The organism is Paenibacillus sp. FSL H7-0942 (genome assembly GCF_045040715.1).
Taxonomy (GTDB): domain Bacteria; phylum Bacillota; class Bacilli; order Paenibacillales; family Paenibacillaceae; genus Paenibacillus; species Paenibacillus amylolyticus.
Genome location: NZ_CP150279.1, coordinates 5,417,701 through 5,432,241, shown reverse-complemented (window position 1 = coordinate 5,432,241; position 14,541 = coordinate 5,417,701). Strand labels below are relative to the sequence as shown.

Here is a 14,541-nt window from a genome sequence, read left to right as displayed (position 1 = left end):
CGAAGCGTCATAATTATAGGAAATTACTTTTACGGGGAACCTGTGTTGCAGCACTGTCACGGGTTCCATTTGGTATAGAAAGGACACGGAACAGATCAGAATGGGCATAGAGCAATTACTCGAGAAGGCCGGGGCATATATCAAAGAACCCGATTTGGTGCGCATACGAGAAGCTTACGAATTTGCTGATCAGGCCCACCATGGACAGACGCGAAAATCGGGAGAACCGTATATTCTGCATCCGCTTGCGGTTGCCGACATTGTTGTGAACATGCAGATGGACACCATCTCCATAATAGCAGCGCTTCTTCATGATGTAGTAGAGGATACTACGGTCTCACTTGAAGAGATCCGCAATCATTTCGGCAATACGTGTGCCATGCTTGTTGACGGCTTGACGAAGCTGGAACGTATTCAGTTTCGCTCCAAGGAAGAACAGCAGAACGAGAACTACCGCAAAATGTTCATCGCCATGGCGCAGGACATCCGTGTCATCGTGATTAAATTGGCTGACCGTCTGCATAATATGCGGACACTCAAGTTTCAGTCGGAAGAAAGCCAGCGCCGGATTTCATATGAGACGCTGGAAATTTTCTGTCCGATTGCAAACCGTTTGGGTATCTCTGCAATCAAATGGGAAATGGAGGACATCGCCCTCCGTTATTTGAATCCGCAACAGTATTACCGAATTGCTAACCTAATGCACAAAAAACGTGCGGAACGGGAGCAATATATTGATACGGTTATGGATGGAATTACGAACAAGCTCGATGAGATGGGAATTCAGGCAGACCTCTCGGGCCGCCCGAAACATATCTACAGCGTGTTCAAGAAAATGACCACCAAAAACAAGCAGTTTAACGAAATTTATGATCTGCTTGCCATTCGTATTATTGTGGATAATATCAAGGATTGTTATGCTACCTTGGGAATTATACACACGCTATGGAAACCGATGCCTGGACGCTTCAAAGACTACATTGCGATGCCAAAGGCGAATATGTATCAATCGCTGCATACAACGGTAGTTGGTCCCAATGGCGAACCAACGGAAGTACAGATCCGGACATGGGATATGCACCGGACTGCTGAATTTGGTATTGCTGCCCACTGGGCCTACAAAGAAGGCGCTGCGAACGGAAATCATTTTGAAGACAAGATTACGTTCTTCCGTGAAATACTTGAACTTCAAAACGAAGCACAGGATGCATCAGAATTCGTAGAGTCACTCAAAATGGATTTCTTCTCGGATCTGGTATTTGTATTTACGCCAAAAGGAGAAGTCATCGAATTGCCGATCGGCTCTGTTCCTTTGGATTTTGCTTATCGAATCCATACGGAGGTGGGTAATCGGACCATTGGTGCCAAAGTAAACGGTCGGATTGTTCCGCTCGATTATCATCTGAAGACAGGTGATATAATCGAAATTTTGACGTCCAAACATTCTTACGGACCGAGCCAGGACTGGATGAAAATTGCGAAATCTTCTCATGCACGAGCGAAGATCAAGCAATGGTTCAAGAAGGAACGCCGTGAAGAAAACGTTGAAAAAGGTCGGGAGAGCTGTGAGCGCGAACTGAAGCGTATGGGGCTTGACCCTTCTGCGTGGATGACGGATGACAAGTTGATGGAAGCTGCCAAAAAATATGCGTTTAACGATATTGATGACATGCTTGCGGCTGTTGGATTCGGTGGGATTACTGCTGCACAGATTGTAACCAAAGCAACCGAAAAACTGCGTAAAGAGCAGGAAGAGTCCAGTTTGCTGGAATTAAATTCCGAGATGCGCGAGCTGAAACCTGCGCCTGAGCGCAGAAATCGTCCAACCAACGGTATTCGTGTTAAAGGCATCGATAATCTGCTTGTTCGATTCGCACGTTGCTGTAATCCTGTACCTGGGGATGACATTATCGGATACGTTACACGTGGACGCGGCGTTTCCGTACACCGTAGTGACTGTCCGAATATCCCGACAAGTGCAGACGGTGAGGAAGCAGCACGTGTTATTGAGGTCGAGTGGGAAGAGAATATCGAAGCAAGTTACAGTGTGGATATTGAGATTACAGGCCATGATCGGAATGGCTTGCTCAACGAGGTACTTCAGGCTGTATCTGAAAGTAAAACCAATATATCTGCCGTTACAGGACGGACAGATAAAAATAAATTAGCATTGGTGCACGTCACAATTCTGATTCGTAATACGGATCATCTGCAATCCGTTGTAGAACGGATCAAACGTGTGAAAGATGTCTATTCGGTGCATCGGATTATGCAGTAAGGAGCCTGTAAGATGAGGGTGCTTGTACAACGTTGTAAAGAGGCTCAGGTGACTGTGGGAGACGAGCTGACAGGTAAGATCGAATCCGGATTAATGCTACTCGTGGGCATTACCCATGAGGATACCGCGAAGGATGCCCAGTATCTGGCTGACAAAGTTAGTGGGTTGCGGATATTTGAGGATGATCAGGAGAAGATGAATCTCAGTCTGCTTGATGTAGGCAGTGCTGTATTGTCTGTTTCCCAGTTCACCCTATACGGAGATTGTCGCAAAGGAAAGCGTCCGAGCTTTGCGGCTGCGGCCCGACCTGAAGCGGCAGAACTGTTATATGAAACGTTTAATCAACTGCTACGGGATAAAGGTATCCAGGTTGAAACCGGGCGTTTCGGAGCGATGATGGATGTAACATTTACCAACTGGGGACCCGTGACTTTGATGCTTGAAAGTCCGGTTCGTCAGGAACCACGTGCATAATTCCATGGGGTTCAGGCCATAATAAGGGATAATTCGTTGATGACCATTTCATGATCAAAGGAGTATCCATCCAATTATGCGCCAATCTGCGAAAGAAACACGTACCAGTTCAGAACCTTTGTTACTCCCTGGCAACCTGTATGAATCATTGCACCTTGCCCGTTCGGCTGCTGAGTATGTTGCAACGATCTGGGCACTTCAGGATTCGGACAAAGGGAAGCAGAGTCATCTTCCGCGATCTTGAATGTCTACACAGGGATATAAACATCCGATATTTGGATTATACAGATTTTGAAAAAGTCCTGATTCCTTCCCGAATCAGGACTTTTTGTCGTGAGTTGATCTTTTTAACTATTCGTTTGAAGACTTCGTTACAAAATGAAATTACATTGAATTGTTATAAATTGCTCTGGTGAGGGTAATAACAAAACGAGGCACAACGAAGTGCCAATGTACTGCAAGACCCGATTTTATAAAGAAAGTTCGAACACGGAAAGGAGAACATACGTTATGAGTAAAGTTGCTTTTTTATTGGCGAATGACTTTGAAGATTCGGAGATGCAGGTCCCGTATGACGAAGTAAAAAAAGCTGGACATGAAGTGGAGATTATCGGATTAAAAGCCGGTGAGACCCTTAAAGGTAAAGGAGGAAAGGCCTCCTATACCACAGATAAGGCGATTGGTGATGCTTCCGCTTCAGATTATGATGCAGTCGTGATTCCTGGTGGATCATCCCCTGAGAATTTGCGAAGTGATGCGCATATCTTGAAGTTTGTCACCGAGATCAACAGTGCGAAGAAACCAATTGCTGCGATCTGTCATGGTCCGCAAATTTTGGCTAGTGCCGGTCTGTTGAAAGGCCGTACCATTACATCCTATCCACCACTTAAGGATGATATGGTAAACGCAGGAGCAGAGTTCAAGGATCATGAGGCCGTTGTGGATGGAAACTATATTACATCCCGAACACCTGAAGATGAGCCAGCGTTTGTACGTGAACTGCTAAAAGTTATATAACTTCAGTTAGTGCAACTGACATATATTGATGTATCTTAACTTCGTTACATCGTGGGGTTACGAAACTTCACGTTGCATTTCATTCCGAAAAAGGAGGGTTTGACATGACAAAACATATTCAGGCGTATTTTCGAACCGAGGACGAGGCAGAGGGAGCAAGAACTTCACTTCAGACGTTCCGTACAGAGCATTTGGAAGTAGGTCAACTGGACAGTGCGGTAGGTAGAGACACGCGTGTTATGGTGCCACTGGTGCCTTATAATACAGCAGGTGGCGTAGGCACCAACGGAGCAATGGGTGTAGGTGCAGCCCCTGGTGTTCCAGCTAGCGAAAATGTGATCCCTGTAGTAGCCAATGTGGACCGTGATGCAGAACGGGATACTCGTGACAGAGTGAATGAGGATGGAGACCTGCTGAATGCTGCAGATGTGTCTTCGGCCGATTATGATGATCTGCATTATGTTCTGTCTGCCAAAGTAAGAGATGAAGATTATGACGAGATTGTTCATAAGCTTCGTTCCAACCATGCCTATGTGGAAGATTTGAATTAACGTGTAGATACTTCTTGGCCCTTGCACTGCTCGACCACACAGTCGAGTGATGTGCAAGGGCTTTTTGATCATGAGGATATTAAAAAACTAATTTATAAAGCGCTATCATTTTTGTAATATTACTGTAATATTAGATACATAAGCCTTTAACATAGTGGGCTTATAATAACACACATGACCCCCTTTTTTTATATATCCTTTGAGCCTGCACACCGTGTGCAGGCTATTTTTTTTGAGATGTGAATGTGTATGTTTTGGGCAGAGCTTACCCCTTTATTCAATTTTTGCTAGAATAGAGAGATGGGTTTATATATTCTACAGCGAATTGTTTTCATAGTTGGGCTACATTGGACGGTAAATCTAGCTCCAGTGATTGGGTTCAGGCGAATTCAATCCTATGACAGAGAGTATGAGGAACTCATCGCCAGAGTGATCCGTCATATTCCAGATGAACATATACTCGCTGAAACGGCCCCGCCTTTTTTATATAAGTACGGGGCAGCGGTTTCTGCTTGATCGATGGAATTTGAAAGTTATATAGAATGCCTCGTTTGAGAAATGACACCTACAATGCTAAAGCAACAGAGTTCTCATGCGAATGGCTAGAGACAGATTTAAGGGGGAATTAGTTTTGAGTAAGATTGGAAGAAATGATGTATGCCCATGCGGTAGTGGGAAAAAATATAAGAAATGTTGTCTGAACAAGGAGTCCTCTGCAGTAGCATCCATACTGGGGATAATATCAACGGAGCAACCGGTCCGGGAAGCCTCCATTCAGCCTGAGAGCAAACTGACCTTGACCAAGCTGAAAAAGATGGTGGCAAGCGATTTGAGATGGGAGCACCCGGCTCACGAACAGCTGGCCCTGCAGACTATTGAGAACATGAGGAACCAATATGAGCCAGAGGTAATTTTGGAAGCTCTGGTGTTATGGAACGGCTACTCCCGTCAGACCCGCCCTACTGTGAAGAAGACAGGCTCGTTCTCTGCTGCAATTGAGTTTTTGCTGTCCGAGGAATACGGCTTCAATGTCACAAAGGCTGAGCTGGCTGATAAATATGAGGTAACGACAGGCACGATCTCCCGGAAGGTTAAGGAGATGAATAGTTACATCGAAGAATACGGCATGGGCGGTGAAACGGACGAGCTATTGATGCTGAACGGTCCAGGCACATCGAAAGACAAAGCACAGGCTCTGCTGTCTAAGGCGAGGGAAGCGAGCTCTTCCAAACGGAGAGTACATCTGGCGGAAACAGCGCTGGAGATGTATCCTGACAGCTCTGATGCATATCTTATTCTAGCTGAGGAATCGGACAATGAGAATGATGCACGATCTTACCTCAAGGAAGGAATCGCTGCTGGCAAACGTGAACTGGGCGAACTGTTCTTTGAGGAGAACAAAGGGGACTTCTGGGGGCTTCATGAGACTCGTCCCTATATCCGGATATGCAAAAGTTATGCGGAATCCTGCTGGTTTGGTGGAGATACCAAAGAAGCAGCACAGATTCTGGAGCATATGCTAGAGCTTAATACGGAAGACAATACCGGAGCACGTTACCTGCTCGTTGCTGTGTATTTGTACAGCAACCAATTGGATCAGGCAGAGCAATTGCTGGAGGAGTATGGAAGAGGTGACGCCGCAACGGCCTTTGCCTATGACAAGATCATTCTGGAGTATAAGAAAAACGGAATCACCTCCCAGCTCAAAATGCTGTACCGTGTGGCCCGGGGTGTGAACAAACATGTGCCTGATTACCTGTTGGGTTTAAAGCGGTTGCCGCATAACCTCCCTGATTTTGTCGGCATGGGCGACTCCGACGAAGCGATTGAATATGTCATTATGCATTCCCGTTTATGGGCGAGCGCGCCGGATCTGTTGAAGTGGATGCTGCAACAATAGAGGAATTAGAAGCGAATAGAAGTTGGAATTCATATGATGAATCCAGCTTCTATTATCCGTGATTTCTGTGACTTCCCCATCCGGTGTAGCCTGTGAGCAAAATTTTTTAGAGCTATCTTTTCGTGTTAACCCTTGACTTTAGCACTGCGGTTCATTACAATCAGAAAATAATACGTTGACTATAGTCAATACAAGTCGATTTTTGAACTATATTACTGATTTGATGACGGGACCAAGTACTCCGTGCCCACATGACCAGAGAGGAATCCCAAGGCTGTAAGGATTCTCTTGATGAGCGGACGAATGACTTCCCCGAGAACAGACGGCGAACACAGCAGAGATGATCTGGTGACCAGTAGCTGGCCTGCGCAGGACGTGCGTTACACGTAGAGCGGAATATCTGCTTGATCACAGTGCCCTAGGCAATGTTGGATCACCAGAGATCACCTGAACGGCTAAAGTGTCAGGTTTCCGGAATGTGGGTGGTACCACGGGTGAATGTATATTACACAATCTCTCGTCCCTTTGTTTGCTGTATACACAGCGACAGGGCGAGGGGTTTTTTTGTTATATAAGTTGATTTAAAAGAAATACACGAAAACGGAGAGGGCAGAAAAAACCTGTAAAAGCGAAGCGTTCGCCTAAAAGCTTTCTGAAAGAAAGCTACATCGGAAGCATATGCTATCACCAGATTTCCACATTATAAAATTAATTCAAAAAATCTGGGGATAACAGCGATTGTAAGGTTGTTCTGCCCGCGCAGTGATCACGTGTAGAATTTTTTAACTTTTAGAGAAAAAAATCAATGCTGGAGGGATCAAGATGGCTTTTCAAAAACCGACTGGAACGCAGGACTTACTGCCTGGAGTTGTCGAGAAATGGCAGTACGTAGAAGAAAAAGCACGAGATCTGTGTCGACGGTTTAATTACCGTGAGATTCGTACACCGATCTTCGAACAGACTTCTTTATTTGTACGCGGTGTAGGAGAGACTACCGATATCGTTGAAAAAGAAATGTATACCTTTGATGACAAAGGAAATCGTAGCATGACTCTTCGTCCGGAGGGAACAGCGGGTGTTGTCCGTGCGTATGTAGAGAATAAAATCTACGGTGAACCGGATGTGAGCAAGCTCTATTACATCGGTCCAATGTTCCGGTATGAGCGTCCCCAGGCAGGTCGTCAGCGTCAATTTCACCAGTTTGGTGTAGAAGCCATCGGTGCGCTGGACCCTGCGATTGATGCCGAAGTAATCGCACTAGGTTACCAGTTGTGCGTCGAGCTCGGCTTGAAGGATGTCAAAGTGGAGATCAACTCCGTTGGTAACTCAACCAGCCGTGCAGAATACCGCGAGACGTTACTTGGGTTCCTCAGACCGATGAAAGACAGCCTGTGCAAGGACTGCCAGTCCCGCATGGAGCGTAATCCGCTGCGTGTACTCGACTGTAAAGTCGATCAGGACAAATTCGTTGGGGCACCGTCCATACTGGATAGCCTGGATGAAGAGTCTTTGAATCACTTTGCCAAGCTGCAGGCATACCTGGATGATTTCGGTGTGGATTATGCTGTGAACAATCGTCTTGTACGGGGCTTGGATTATTACACACTGACTGCGTTTGAATTAAAAGCCCAAGGTATTGGAGCAATAGATACGGTTGGCGGCGGTGGTCGGTACAATGGTCTCGTTGGAGATATCGGCGGACCTGATCAGCCGGGCATCGGCTTCGGTATTGGTCTGGAGCGTATTCAATTGATTCTGGAGCACCAAAACATTGAGGTTACTACCCTGGCTCCACTGGATGTATACTTTGTTGCTCTGGGAGAGGCTGCTGATCGTGAAGTGAACCGTCTGTTGTTCAAACTTCGTCAGTCTGGACTGTCTGGGGAACGTGATTATCTGGGCCGCAAGATGAAAGCACAGATGAAATCAGCTGACCGTTTCAAATCCCGCTACACTGCCATCCTTGGTGATGACGAGCTGGAGCGTGGTGAGATCGCCCTCAAATCAATGGATACGGGTGAGCAACAAACCGTGAAACTTGATGACCTGGTAGCGACAATTCGCGAAGGTAAATAAGCACGAAGTGTTACATTAAGATCAAAACTTTCGAGTAAAACAATTGATCCGGCAAAAGTACTGAGGTTCACCGACGATTCCAATTAAGCGGAAGTTGGCGAGCCAGAGGTAACATGCCTTTTCGAATACATGGTCTACACGTAACCGGACTGTTGAAGAGCAGGTACTAACTGCCCACACAGAACGGAAATTCACATAATGAGGAGTTTGGTTATGAAAAGAAGTCATCATTGCGGCGCATTAACACCCGCACACATCGGTGAAACAGTAACATTGAACGGTTGGGTTCAGACCCGCCGTGACTTGGGGGGCGTACTCTTCATCGACCTGCGTGATCGCAGCGGGATTGTACAAGTTGTCTTTAACCCGGCTTATTCCGGTGAAGCTCTGCAAATCGCAGATCGCGTACGTAGCGAGTATGTTATCGCTGTAACGGGTAAAGTTGTTAAACGTGATGCAGAAACTGTTAACAAAAACCTGCCTACAGGCGAAATTGAAGTTCAAATTACAGAAATCGAAGTGCTGAACGCAGCTAAAACACCTCCATTCTTCATTGAAGATGGTGTCGAAGTTGATGAATCCCTTCGTTTGAAATATCGTTACCTGGACCTGCGTCGTCCGGAAATGTTCGAAACATTGAAACTGCGTTCCAAAGCATCCAAAGTGTTCCGTGACTACCTGGATGGAGAAGAGTTCGTTGAAGTGGAAACACCAATCCTGACCAAGAGCTCCCCGGAAGGTGCGCGTGATTATCTCGTACCGAGCCGTGTGCATGAAGGTGAATTCTTCGCCTTGCCACAATCCCCACAAATCTACAAACAGTTGCTGATGGTGGGTGGCGTTGAACGTTATTATCAGATCGCTCGTTGTTTCCGGGATGAGGATCTGCGTGCAGACCGTCAACCAGAATTCACTCAAGTCGACATCGAGACTTCTTTCTTGCAACAGGATGACCTGCTGCCAATGATGGAAGAACTGATGGCCAAATTGCTACGTGAAACCAAAGGAATTGAGCTTGAACTGCCTTTCCAACGGATTACGTATGCAGATGCAATGGGTAAATACGGTTCAGACAAACCAGATCTGCGCTTTGGTATGGAACTGGTTGAAATGAACGATATCGTAGCAAACAGTGGTGTGAAAGTATTTGCTTCTGTCATCGAAAAAGGTGGAGAAGTGAAAGTGCTGAACGCTAAAGGCTGTGGTACATGGAGCCGTAAAGAGATCGATGATCTCGGACCATTTGCTGCACGTTACGGTGCGAAAGGTCTGGCTTGGATTCAAGTAAAAGACGGCGAGTTCAAAGGGCCAATCGTGAAGTTCTTCACGCCTGAAGAAATCGAAGCTGTCAAAGAACGTACAGGTGCTGAAGATGGCGACTTGCTGCTCTTCTCCGCGGACACCAAAAAAGTGGTTGCTGACGTTCTGGGCGCTTTGCGTCTGAAAATCGGCCGTCAACTGGGTCTGATTGATGACAGCAAATTCAAATTTGCTTGGGTTGTGGACTTCCCACTCCTCGGATATGATGAAGATGCGAAACGTTATGTGGCAGAACACCATCCGTTCACACGTCCAAAAGACGAAGATGTACATCTCTTCGACACTGATCCGGGTGCAATCCGTGCTCAAGCCTATGACCTTGTTCTCAATGGTTATGAAGTAGGTGGCGGTTCGATGCGTATCTACAAACGTGATGTTCAGGAGAAAATGTTTGCTGCCCTTGGACTCTCACCAGAAGTAGCGAATGAGAAATTCGGCTATCTGTTGGAAGCATTCGAATATGGAACTCCACCGCATGGTGGTATTGCCTTTGGTCTGGACCGTCTCGTGATGTTGCTGGCGGGTCGCACAAATCTGCGTGAAACGATTGCCTTCCCGAAAACGGCAAGTGCAACGGATCTGCTCATGAATGCACCTTCCGAAGTGGATGACTCACAATTGGAACAACTGCATATCCGCGTAGCCCGTAAACCGGTAGCGGAAAAGAAATAAAGGAGGCATCGATTCTCAATGCTCCATCAATTTTCAAGAACAGAACTTGCGATCGGACCTGAAGGTCTGAACACATTGAAGAATAGTACAGTCGCTGTGCTCGGTATTGGCGGCGTAGGTGGAATTGCTGTAGAAGCTCTTGCCCGTAGCGGCGTTGGGCGCATCATCCTGATTGATAAGGACGTCGTGGATATCACCAACATTAACCGCCAGATTCATGCGCTGACCACGACAGTAGGGCAGAAAAAAGCGGACCTGATGGTGGAACGTGTGAAACTGATCAATCCGGAATGTGATGCGATTGCCCTGAATATGTTTTACACGGAAGAAACGTATGAGGAATTGTTTAAATATGAACTGGATTATGTGCTGGATGCATCCGATACGATTATTTATAAAATCCATCTCATTAAAGAGTGCCTGAAACGCAAAATTCCGATGATTTCCAGCATGGGTGCGGCGAATAAAATGGACCCTACGAAATTCCAGGTTGCGGATATTTCGAAAACGACCATGGACCCGATTGCCCGTGTTGTGCGTACGACACTTCGTAAAGACGGCATTAAAAAAGGCGTGAAAGTGGTCTTCTCGACTGAAAAGCCGATGAAACCGCGCGAGGACGTAACACAGAAAATCGTTCCCGAGAATGCTCCGGAAATTCGTAAGGCTAAACAGCCACCTGCGAGTAACTCATTTGTGCCTCCGGTAGCCGGACTGATTATGGTCAGTGTTGCGATCAAGGATTTGTTAGAAATTGCAGAGAACGAGCAGCAGTAACTTGCTGCCAACTGAAGAAGCGTGGATGCTGATAAGGCATCTGCGCTTTTTTTGTGATCATACTTCGCAAGACCGGAGTGGATGGGACGTCAATCGTCTATGATAGCCGAACTGTATTCCTGATTAATGTCAGAGTTACGTCATGTACTTCAAAGTCAAAACCGTGTATGATATTCACTGCTGCGCGAAATGATGATACATACATAATGAATTTGCGGCTACAGAGAGGGGAATAGAACAAAATGAAACACGGATGGATGACCAGACGTCTTGGCATGGAGCCAGGAGACCAGTGGAAGAAGGAAGTTGTGGCGGGAGCCATTTCCTATTTTGCCGTGGTCTATATCGTTATGGTCAATGCTACAATTCTTTCCGATGCCGGGATGCCATTACAGGCAGCCATGGTTGGAACACTACTAACGTCCATTGCAGGCTGTTTGCTCATGGCATTTGGCGGAAAATCACCGATTATCGTAGTACCCGGAATGGGGATTAATGCATTTTTCACGTATACACTTGTACATTCCATGAAATTAAGCTGGCAAGAAGCGCTGGCCGTTGTAACCGTTACAGGTATACTGTTTGCCATTGTTGCGTTTACGTCACTATACAAAATGATCAGCGAAGCAATCCCGAAAAATCTGCAGCATGGCATTACGGTCGGGATTGGTTTGTTTCTGACATTTATCGGTTTGCAAAAAAGTGGAATCGTTATCGCACATCAGACCACGTTTGTTGCGATTGGGCATTTCAATGATCCCAATGTCATTACAGCCTGCGTTACGCTGGTGCTTGCCTTGATTTTATTTATACGTAACGTACAGGGTGGACTTCTGATCAGTATTCTGGTCGGGACAGGCCTTGCCTATGTACTTGGTGCAGTGAGCCCAGGTGAATCCGTATCAGCGATGGATGCGCTGCGTCAATACGGTGGGTTGTTTGGCGAATTATCTTTGATGAAACTGGCTGATGTTGCGTTCTGGATCGCGGTATTTTTGCTACTGCTAATTGTGGTGTTCGAAAATATCGGATTAATTACCGCTCAGACACAGATGATTGGTCGTCCAGAGCGGTTCAAAGGAAGTCTACGCGCACTATCCATTAGTACCGTATTGGCAGGCGTATTCGGAAGCAGCCCTCCAGTTGCTGCAGCCGAGACTACAGCCGGAATTGCAGCAGGCGGTCGCACAGGTTTGACTCCGCTCGTTACAGCCGTGTTATTCGGAGCTACTTTTTTCTTCATCCCGCTCCTCGGTTACATTCCGGACAGTGCAATTGCGCCCATTTTGATCATTATTGGTGGCCTGATGGTACAAGGTGTGAAAGATATGGATTTTGGTGACTTCACAGAGGCATTTCCAGCATTTCTGATCATGGTCATGATTCCATTTACATATAGCATCGTGGACGGTATGGCGTTTGGATTTATTGCCTATCCATTAGCGAAGCTGGCAGCAGGTCAAGGTAAACAGGTGCCTGTGGTCATGTATGGCATTTCCATCCTCTTTTTAGCCAACTTTGTGTTGCATGGAGTTTTGTAATAACAAAAGGCAACGTCATGTAAGTTCATACGTATGATCTCTGGTGAGCAGATGGAGAACGGGAGGAACGGGAATGGAAGAGCAGCAACAAGCAGGGCAGAATGAACCGAAGGTAGGAAAAAAGGGATTTAAGGACTTCGTCAAGCTTATCGCCTCCACGAACCCGCCAAAACTGATCTTGATTCTGGCCCTCATCTTAACCCTGATTCAAACAACAGCCGGACTGATCGTGCCATTGATGACCAAAGGTCTGATTGATGGATTAACCACTTCGGCATTGAACAAATCTGTTATTTTGTTATTGCTTGGGGCATTTGTGATTCAGGCGATTGCCTCGGGTATTAGCATTTATATGTTAAATTACGCCGGACAACGGGTGGTCGCAACACTTCGCACCAAGCTGTGGAACAAGGTATTGTCGCTGCGAATGCCGTATTTCGATCGGAATCGTACAGGCGATACGATGAGCCGGATTACGAATGATACAAGCCAGATCATGACGTTGATCGCGGATTATCTGGTTTCCTTTGTATCCAACATCGTTGCTGTTGTGGGTGGCGTGGCATTACTATTTTACTTGGATTGGGTGATGTCGCTCATTATTCTGAGTCTGGTGCCGCTTACGCTGTTGATTCTGTTGCCGGTCGGGAAGAAAATGTACAAGATCTCCAAGAAGCAGCAGGATGAGATGGCTGGTCTTACGTCCGTGCTCAGTCAGGTTATTGGCGAGATCCGTTTGGTGAAAGCTTACGGAACGGAGAAACAGGAAGTGGAAGCAGGAGATTCCCGGATTCGTAAAATGTTTGCTTTTGGCTTGCAGGAAGCGCGCATTCTTGCTCTGATCGGTCCTTTGTTTACATTTGTCATGACTGCCGTTCTAGTCGTTATTCTGGGTGTGGGGGGAATGCGCGTAGCGTCTGGACTGTTGTCGCCTGGTGAACTGGTTGCGTTCATTTTACTGTTGTTCCAGGTCATTATGCCAATGGGACAATTCACGACGTTATACTCTCGTTTGCAAAAAGTCGTAGGTGCAACGGAGCGCATACAAGCGATCCTTGCCGATGAGGAAGAGCCACATGACAGCACTAAGGTAGCGCCAAAAGGAAATGAGACGATTGCATTCCATGATGTACATTTTTCCTATGTTACAGGTGAGGAAGTGTTGCACGGAATCAATTTGACGGTACCTACACAAAAAGTGACAGCCATTGTCGGTCCAAGCGGTAGCGGCAAATCAACACTGTTCTCTTTGATGGAGCAGTTTTATATGCCCGATTCAGGCCATATTTCATATGGAGGACAAGCCATAACGGATTATTCTTTAGCCTCCTGGCGCAGCAAGATTGGGTATGTATCTCAGGAAAGTCCACTTATGGCGGGTACGATCAAAGACAACATCACGTACGGATTAGGTCGTGAGGCCACGATGGATGAGATCCGACGAGCTGCTGAGATGGCCTATTCTGCCGACTTTATCAACAAGCTTCCACAGGGCTATGATACGGAAGTGGGCGAGAGGGGAATCAAGTTATCCGGGGGCCAACGTCAGCGGATTGCTATTGCTCGTGCCTTACTGCGCAGTCCGGATATTCTTATGTTGGATGAAGCGACATCCAGTCTGGACAGCACCTCGGAGTATGAAGTACAGCAAGCATTGTCCAATCTGATGGAAGGAAGAACTACGATCGTGATCGCGCACCGATTGTCCACAGTGGTGGATTCCGATCAGATTGTTGTATTGGAGCATGGGCATGTTACCGGAACAGGAACGCATACGGAATTAATTAGCAATCATCCGGTATACCGTGAATTAGCGCAGAAACAGTTTGTGGCACAGGAAGGCAATGCAACTACAGTACAAAACGAAGAGTAATTCTCATTAATGCAGGGTCTCCGTAATACCCATGAGGTATTTCAACGGAGATCCTTTTTCTT

11 protein-coding genes are annotated in these 14,541 nt (G+C 46.5%); all 11 read left to right on the top strand.

The annotated features are described in order from the left end of the window. Positions 1 to 100: 100 nt before the first annotated feature. The 11 genes from MHI48_RS23905 to MHI48_RS23855 all read left to right on the top strand — a co-directional run bounded on the left by MHI48_RS23905 (position 101) and on the right by MHI48_RS23855 (position 14,479). The gene (locus tag MHI48_RS23905) at positions 101 to 2,278 is read left to right on the top strand and encodes a bifunctional (p)ppGpp synthetase/guanosine-3',5'-bis(diphosphate) 3'-pyrophosphohydrolase (RefSeq protein WP_036616894.1); all 2,178 of its coding nucleotides are present in this window, start codon (positions 101 to 103) and stop codon (positions 2,276 to 2,278) included. 12 nt (positions 2,279 to 2,290) lie between these two features. Continuing rightward, positions 2,291 to 2,752, top strand: coding sequence for a D-aminoacyl-tRNA deacylase (gene dtd / locus MHI48_RS23900; protein ID WP_076320348.1), 462 nt, complete (start codon positions 2,291 to 2,293; stop codon positions 2,750 to 2,752). 76 nt (positions 2,753 to 2,828) lie between these two features. Continuing rightward, complete coding sequence (locus MHI48_RS23895) at positions 2,829 to 2,996, top strand: hypothetical protein (RefSeq protein WP_179086564.1); 168 nt, start codon at positions 2,829 to 2,831, stop codon at positions 2,994 to 2,996. A 266-nt stretch (positions 2,997 to 3,262) separates the two neighbouring features. Next, positions 3,263 to 3,769 carry a type 1 glutamine amidotransferase domain-containing protein gene (locus MHI48_RS23890; RefSeq protein ID WP_036616900.1) on the top strand — a complete coding sequence of 169 codons (507 nt, stop codon included), beginning with the start codon at positions 3,263 to 3,265 and terminating at the stop codon, positions 3,767 to 3,769. A gap of 104 nt (positions 3,770 to 3,873) precedes the next feature. Next, entirely contained in the window at positions 3,874 to 4,320 is a 447-nt protein-coding gene (locus MHI48_RS23885; RefSeq protein ID WP_036616903.1) for a hypothetical protein, read from the top strand. Positions 4,321 to 4,951: 631 nt separating this feature from the next. Further along, entirely contained in the window at positions 4,952 to 6,220 is a 1,269-nt protein-coding gene (locus MHI48_RS23880) for a tetratricopeptide repeat protein (RefSeq protein WP_076329185.1), read from the top strand. Positions 6,221 to 7,042: 822 nt separating this feature from the next. Continuing rightward, positions 7,043 to 8,296: a histidine--tRNA ligase gene (hisS, locus tag MHI48_RS23875; protein WP_036674544.1), complete on the top strand. Its 1,254-nt coding sequence runs from the start codon at positions 7,043 to 7,045 to the stop codon at positions 8,294 to 8,296. Positions 8,297 to 8,509: 213 nt separating this feature from the next. Then, entirely contained in the window at positions 8,510 to 10,288 is a 1,779-nt protein-coding gene (gene aspS, locus MHI48_RS23870; protein WP_076329184.1) for an aspartate--tRNA ligase, read from the top strand. A gap of 18 nt (positions 10,289 to 10,306) precedes the next feature. Next, entirely contained in the window at positions 10,307 to 11,065 is a 759-nt protein-coding gene (locus MHI48_RS23865) for a ThiF family adenylyltransferase (protein WP_076329183.1), read from the top strand. Between the two features lie 242 nt (positions 11,066 to 11,307). Continuing rightward, positions 11,308 to 12,606, top strand: a complete 1,299-nt coding sequence (locus tag MHI48_RS23860; RefSeq protein WP_076329182.1) for an NCS2 family permease — start codon at positions 11,308 to 11,310, stop codon at positions 12,604 to 12,606. 73 nt (positions 12,607 to 12,679) lie between these two features. After that, positions 12,680 to 14,479, top strand: coding sequence for an ABC transporter ATP-binding protein (locus MHI48_RS23855; protein ID WP_076329181.1), 1,800 nt, complete (start codon positions 12,680 to 12,682; stop codon positions 14,477 to 14,479). Positions 14,480 to 14,541 lie beyond the last annotated feature (62 nt).

Coding starts and splice junctions, on each gene's coding strand:
- MHI48_RS23905 (WP_036616894.1), top strand. CDS start 101: ATGGGCATAGAGCAATTACTCGAGAAGGCCGGGGCATATATCAAAGAA.
- dtd (WP_076320348.1), top strand. CDS start 2,291: ATGAGGGTGCTTGTACAACGTTGTAAAGAGGCTCAGGTGACTGTGGGA.
- MHI48_RS23895 (WP_179086564.1), top strand. CDS start 2,829: ATGCGCCAATCTGCGAAAGAAACACGTACCAGTTCAGAACCTTTGTTA.
- MHI48_RS23890 (WP_036616900.1), top strand. CDS start 3,263: ATGAGTAAAGTTGCTTTTTTATTGGCGAATGACTTTGAAGATTCGGAG.
- MHI48_RS23885 (WP_036616903.1), top strand. CDS start 3,874: ATGACAAAACATATTCAGGCGTATTTTCGAACCGAGGACGAGGCAGAG.
- hisS (WP_036674544.1), top strand. CDS start 7,043: ATGGCTTTTCAAAAACCGACTGGAACGCAGGACTTACTGCCTGGAGTT.
- aspS (WP_076329184.1), top strand. CDS start 8,510: ATGAAAAGAAGTCATCATTGCGGCGCATTAACACCCGCACACATCGGT.
- MHI48_RS23865 (WP_076329183.1), top strand. CDS start 10,307: ATGCTCCATCAATTTTCAAGAACAGAACTTGCGATCGGACCTGAAGGT.
- MHI48_RS23860 (WP_076329182.1), top strand. CDS start 11,308: ATGAAACACGGATGGATGACCAGACGTCTTGGCATGGAGCCAGGAGAC.
- MHI48_RS23855 (WP_076329181.1), top strand. CDS start 12,680: ATGGAAGAGCAGCAACAAGCAGGGCAGAATGAACCGAAGGTAGGAAAA.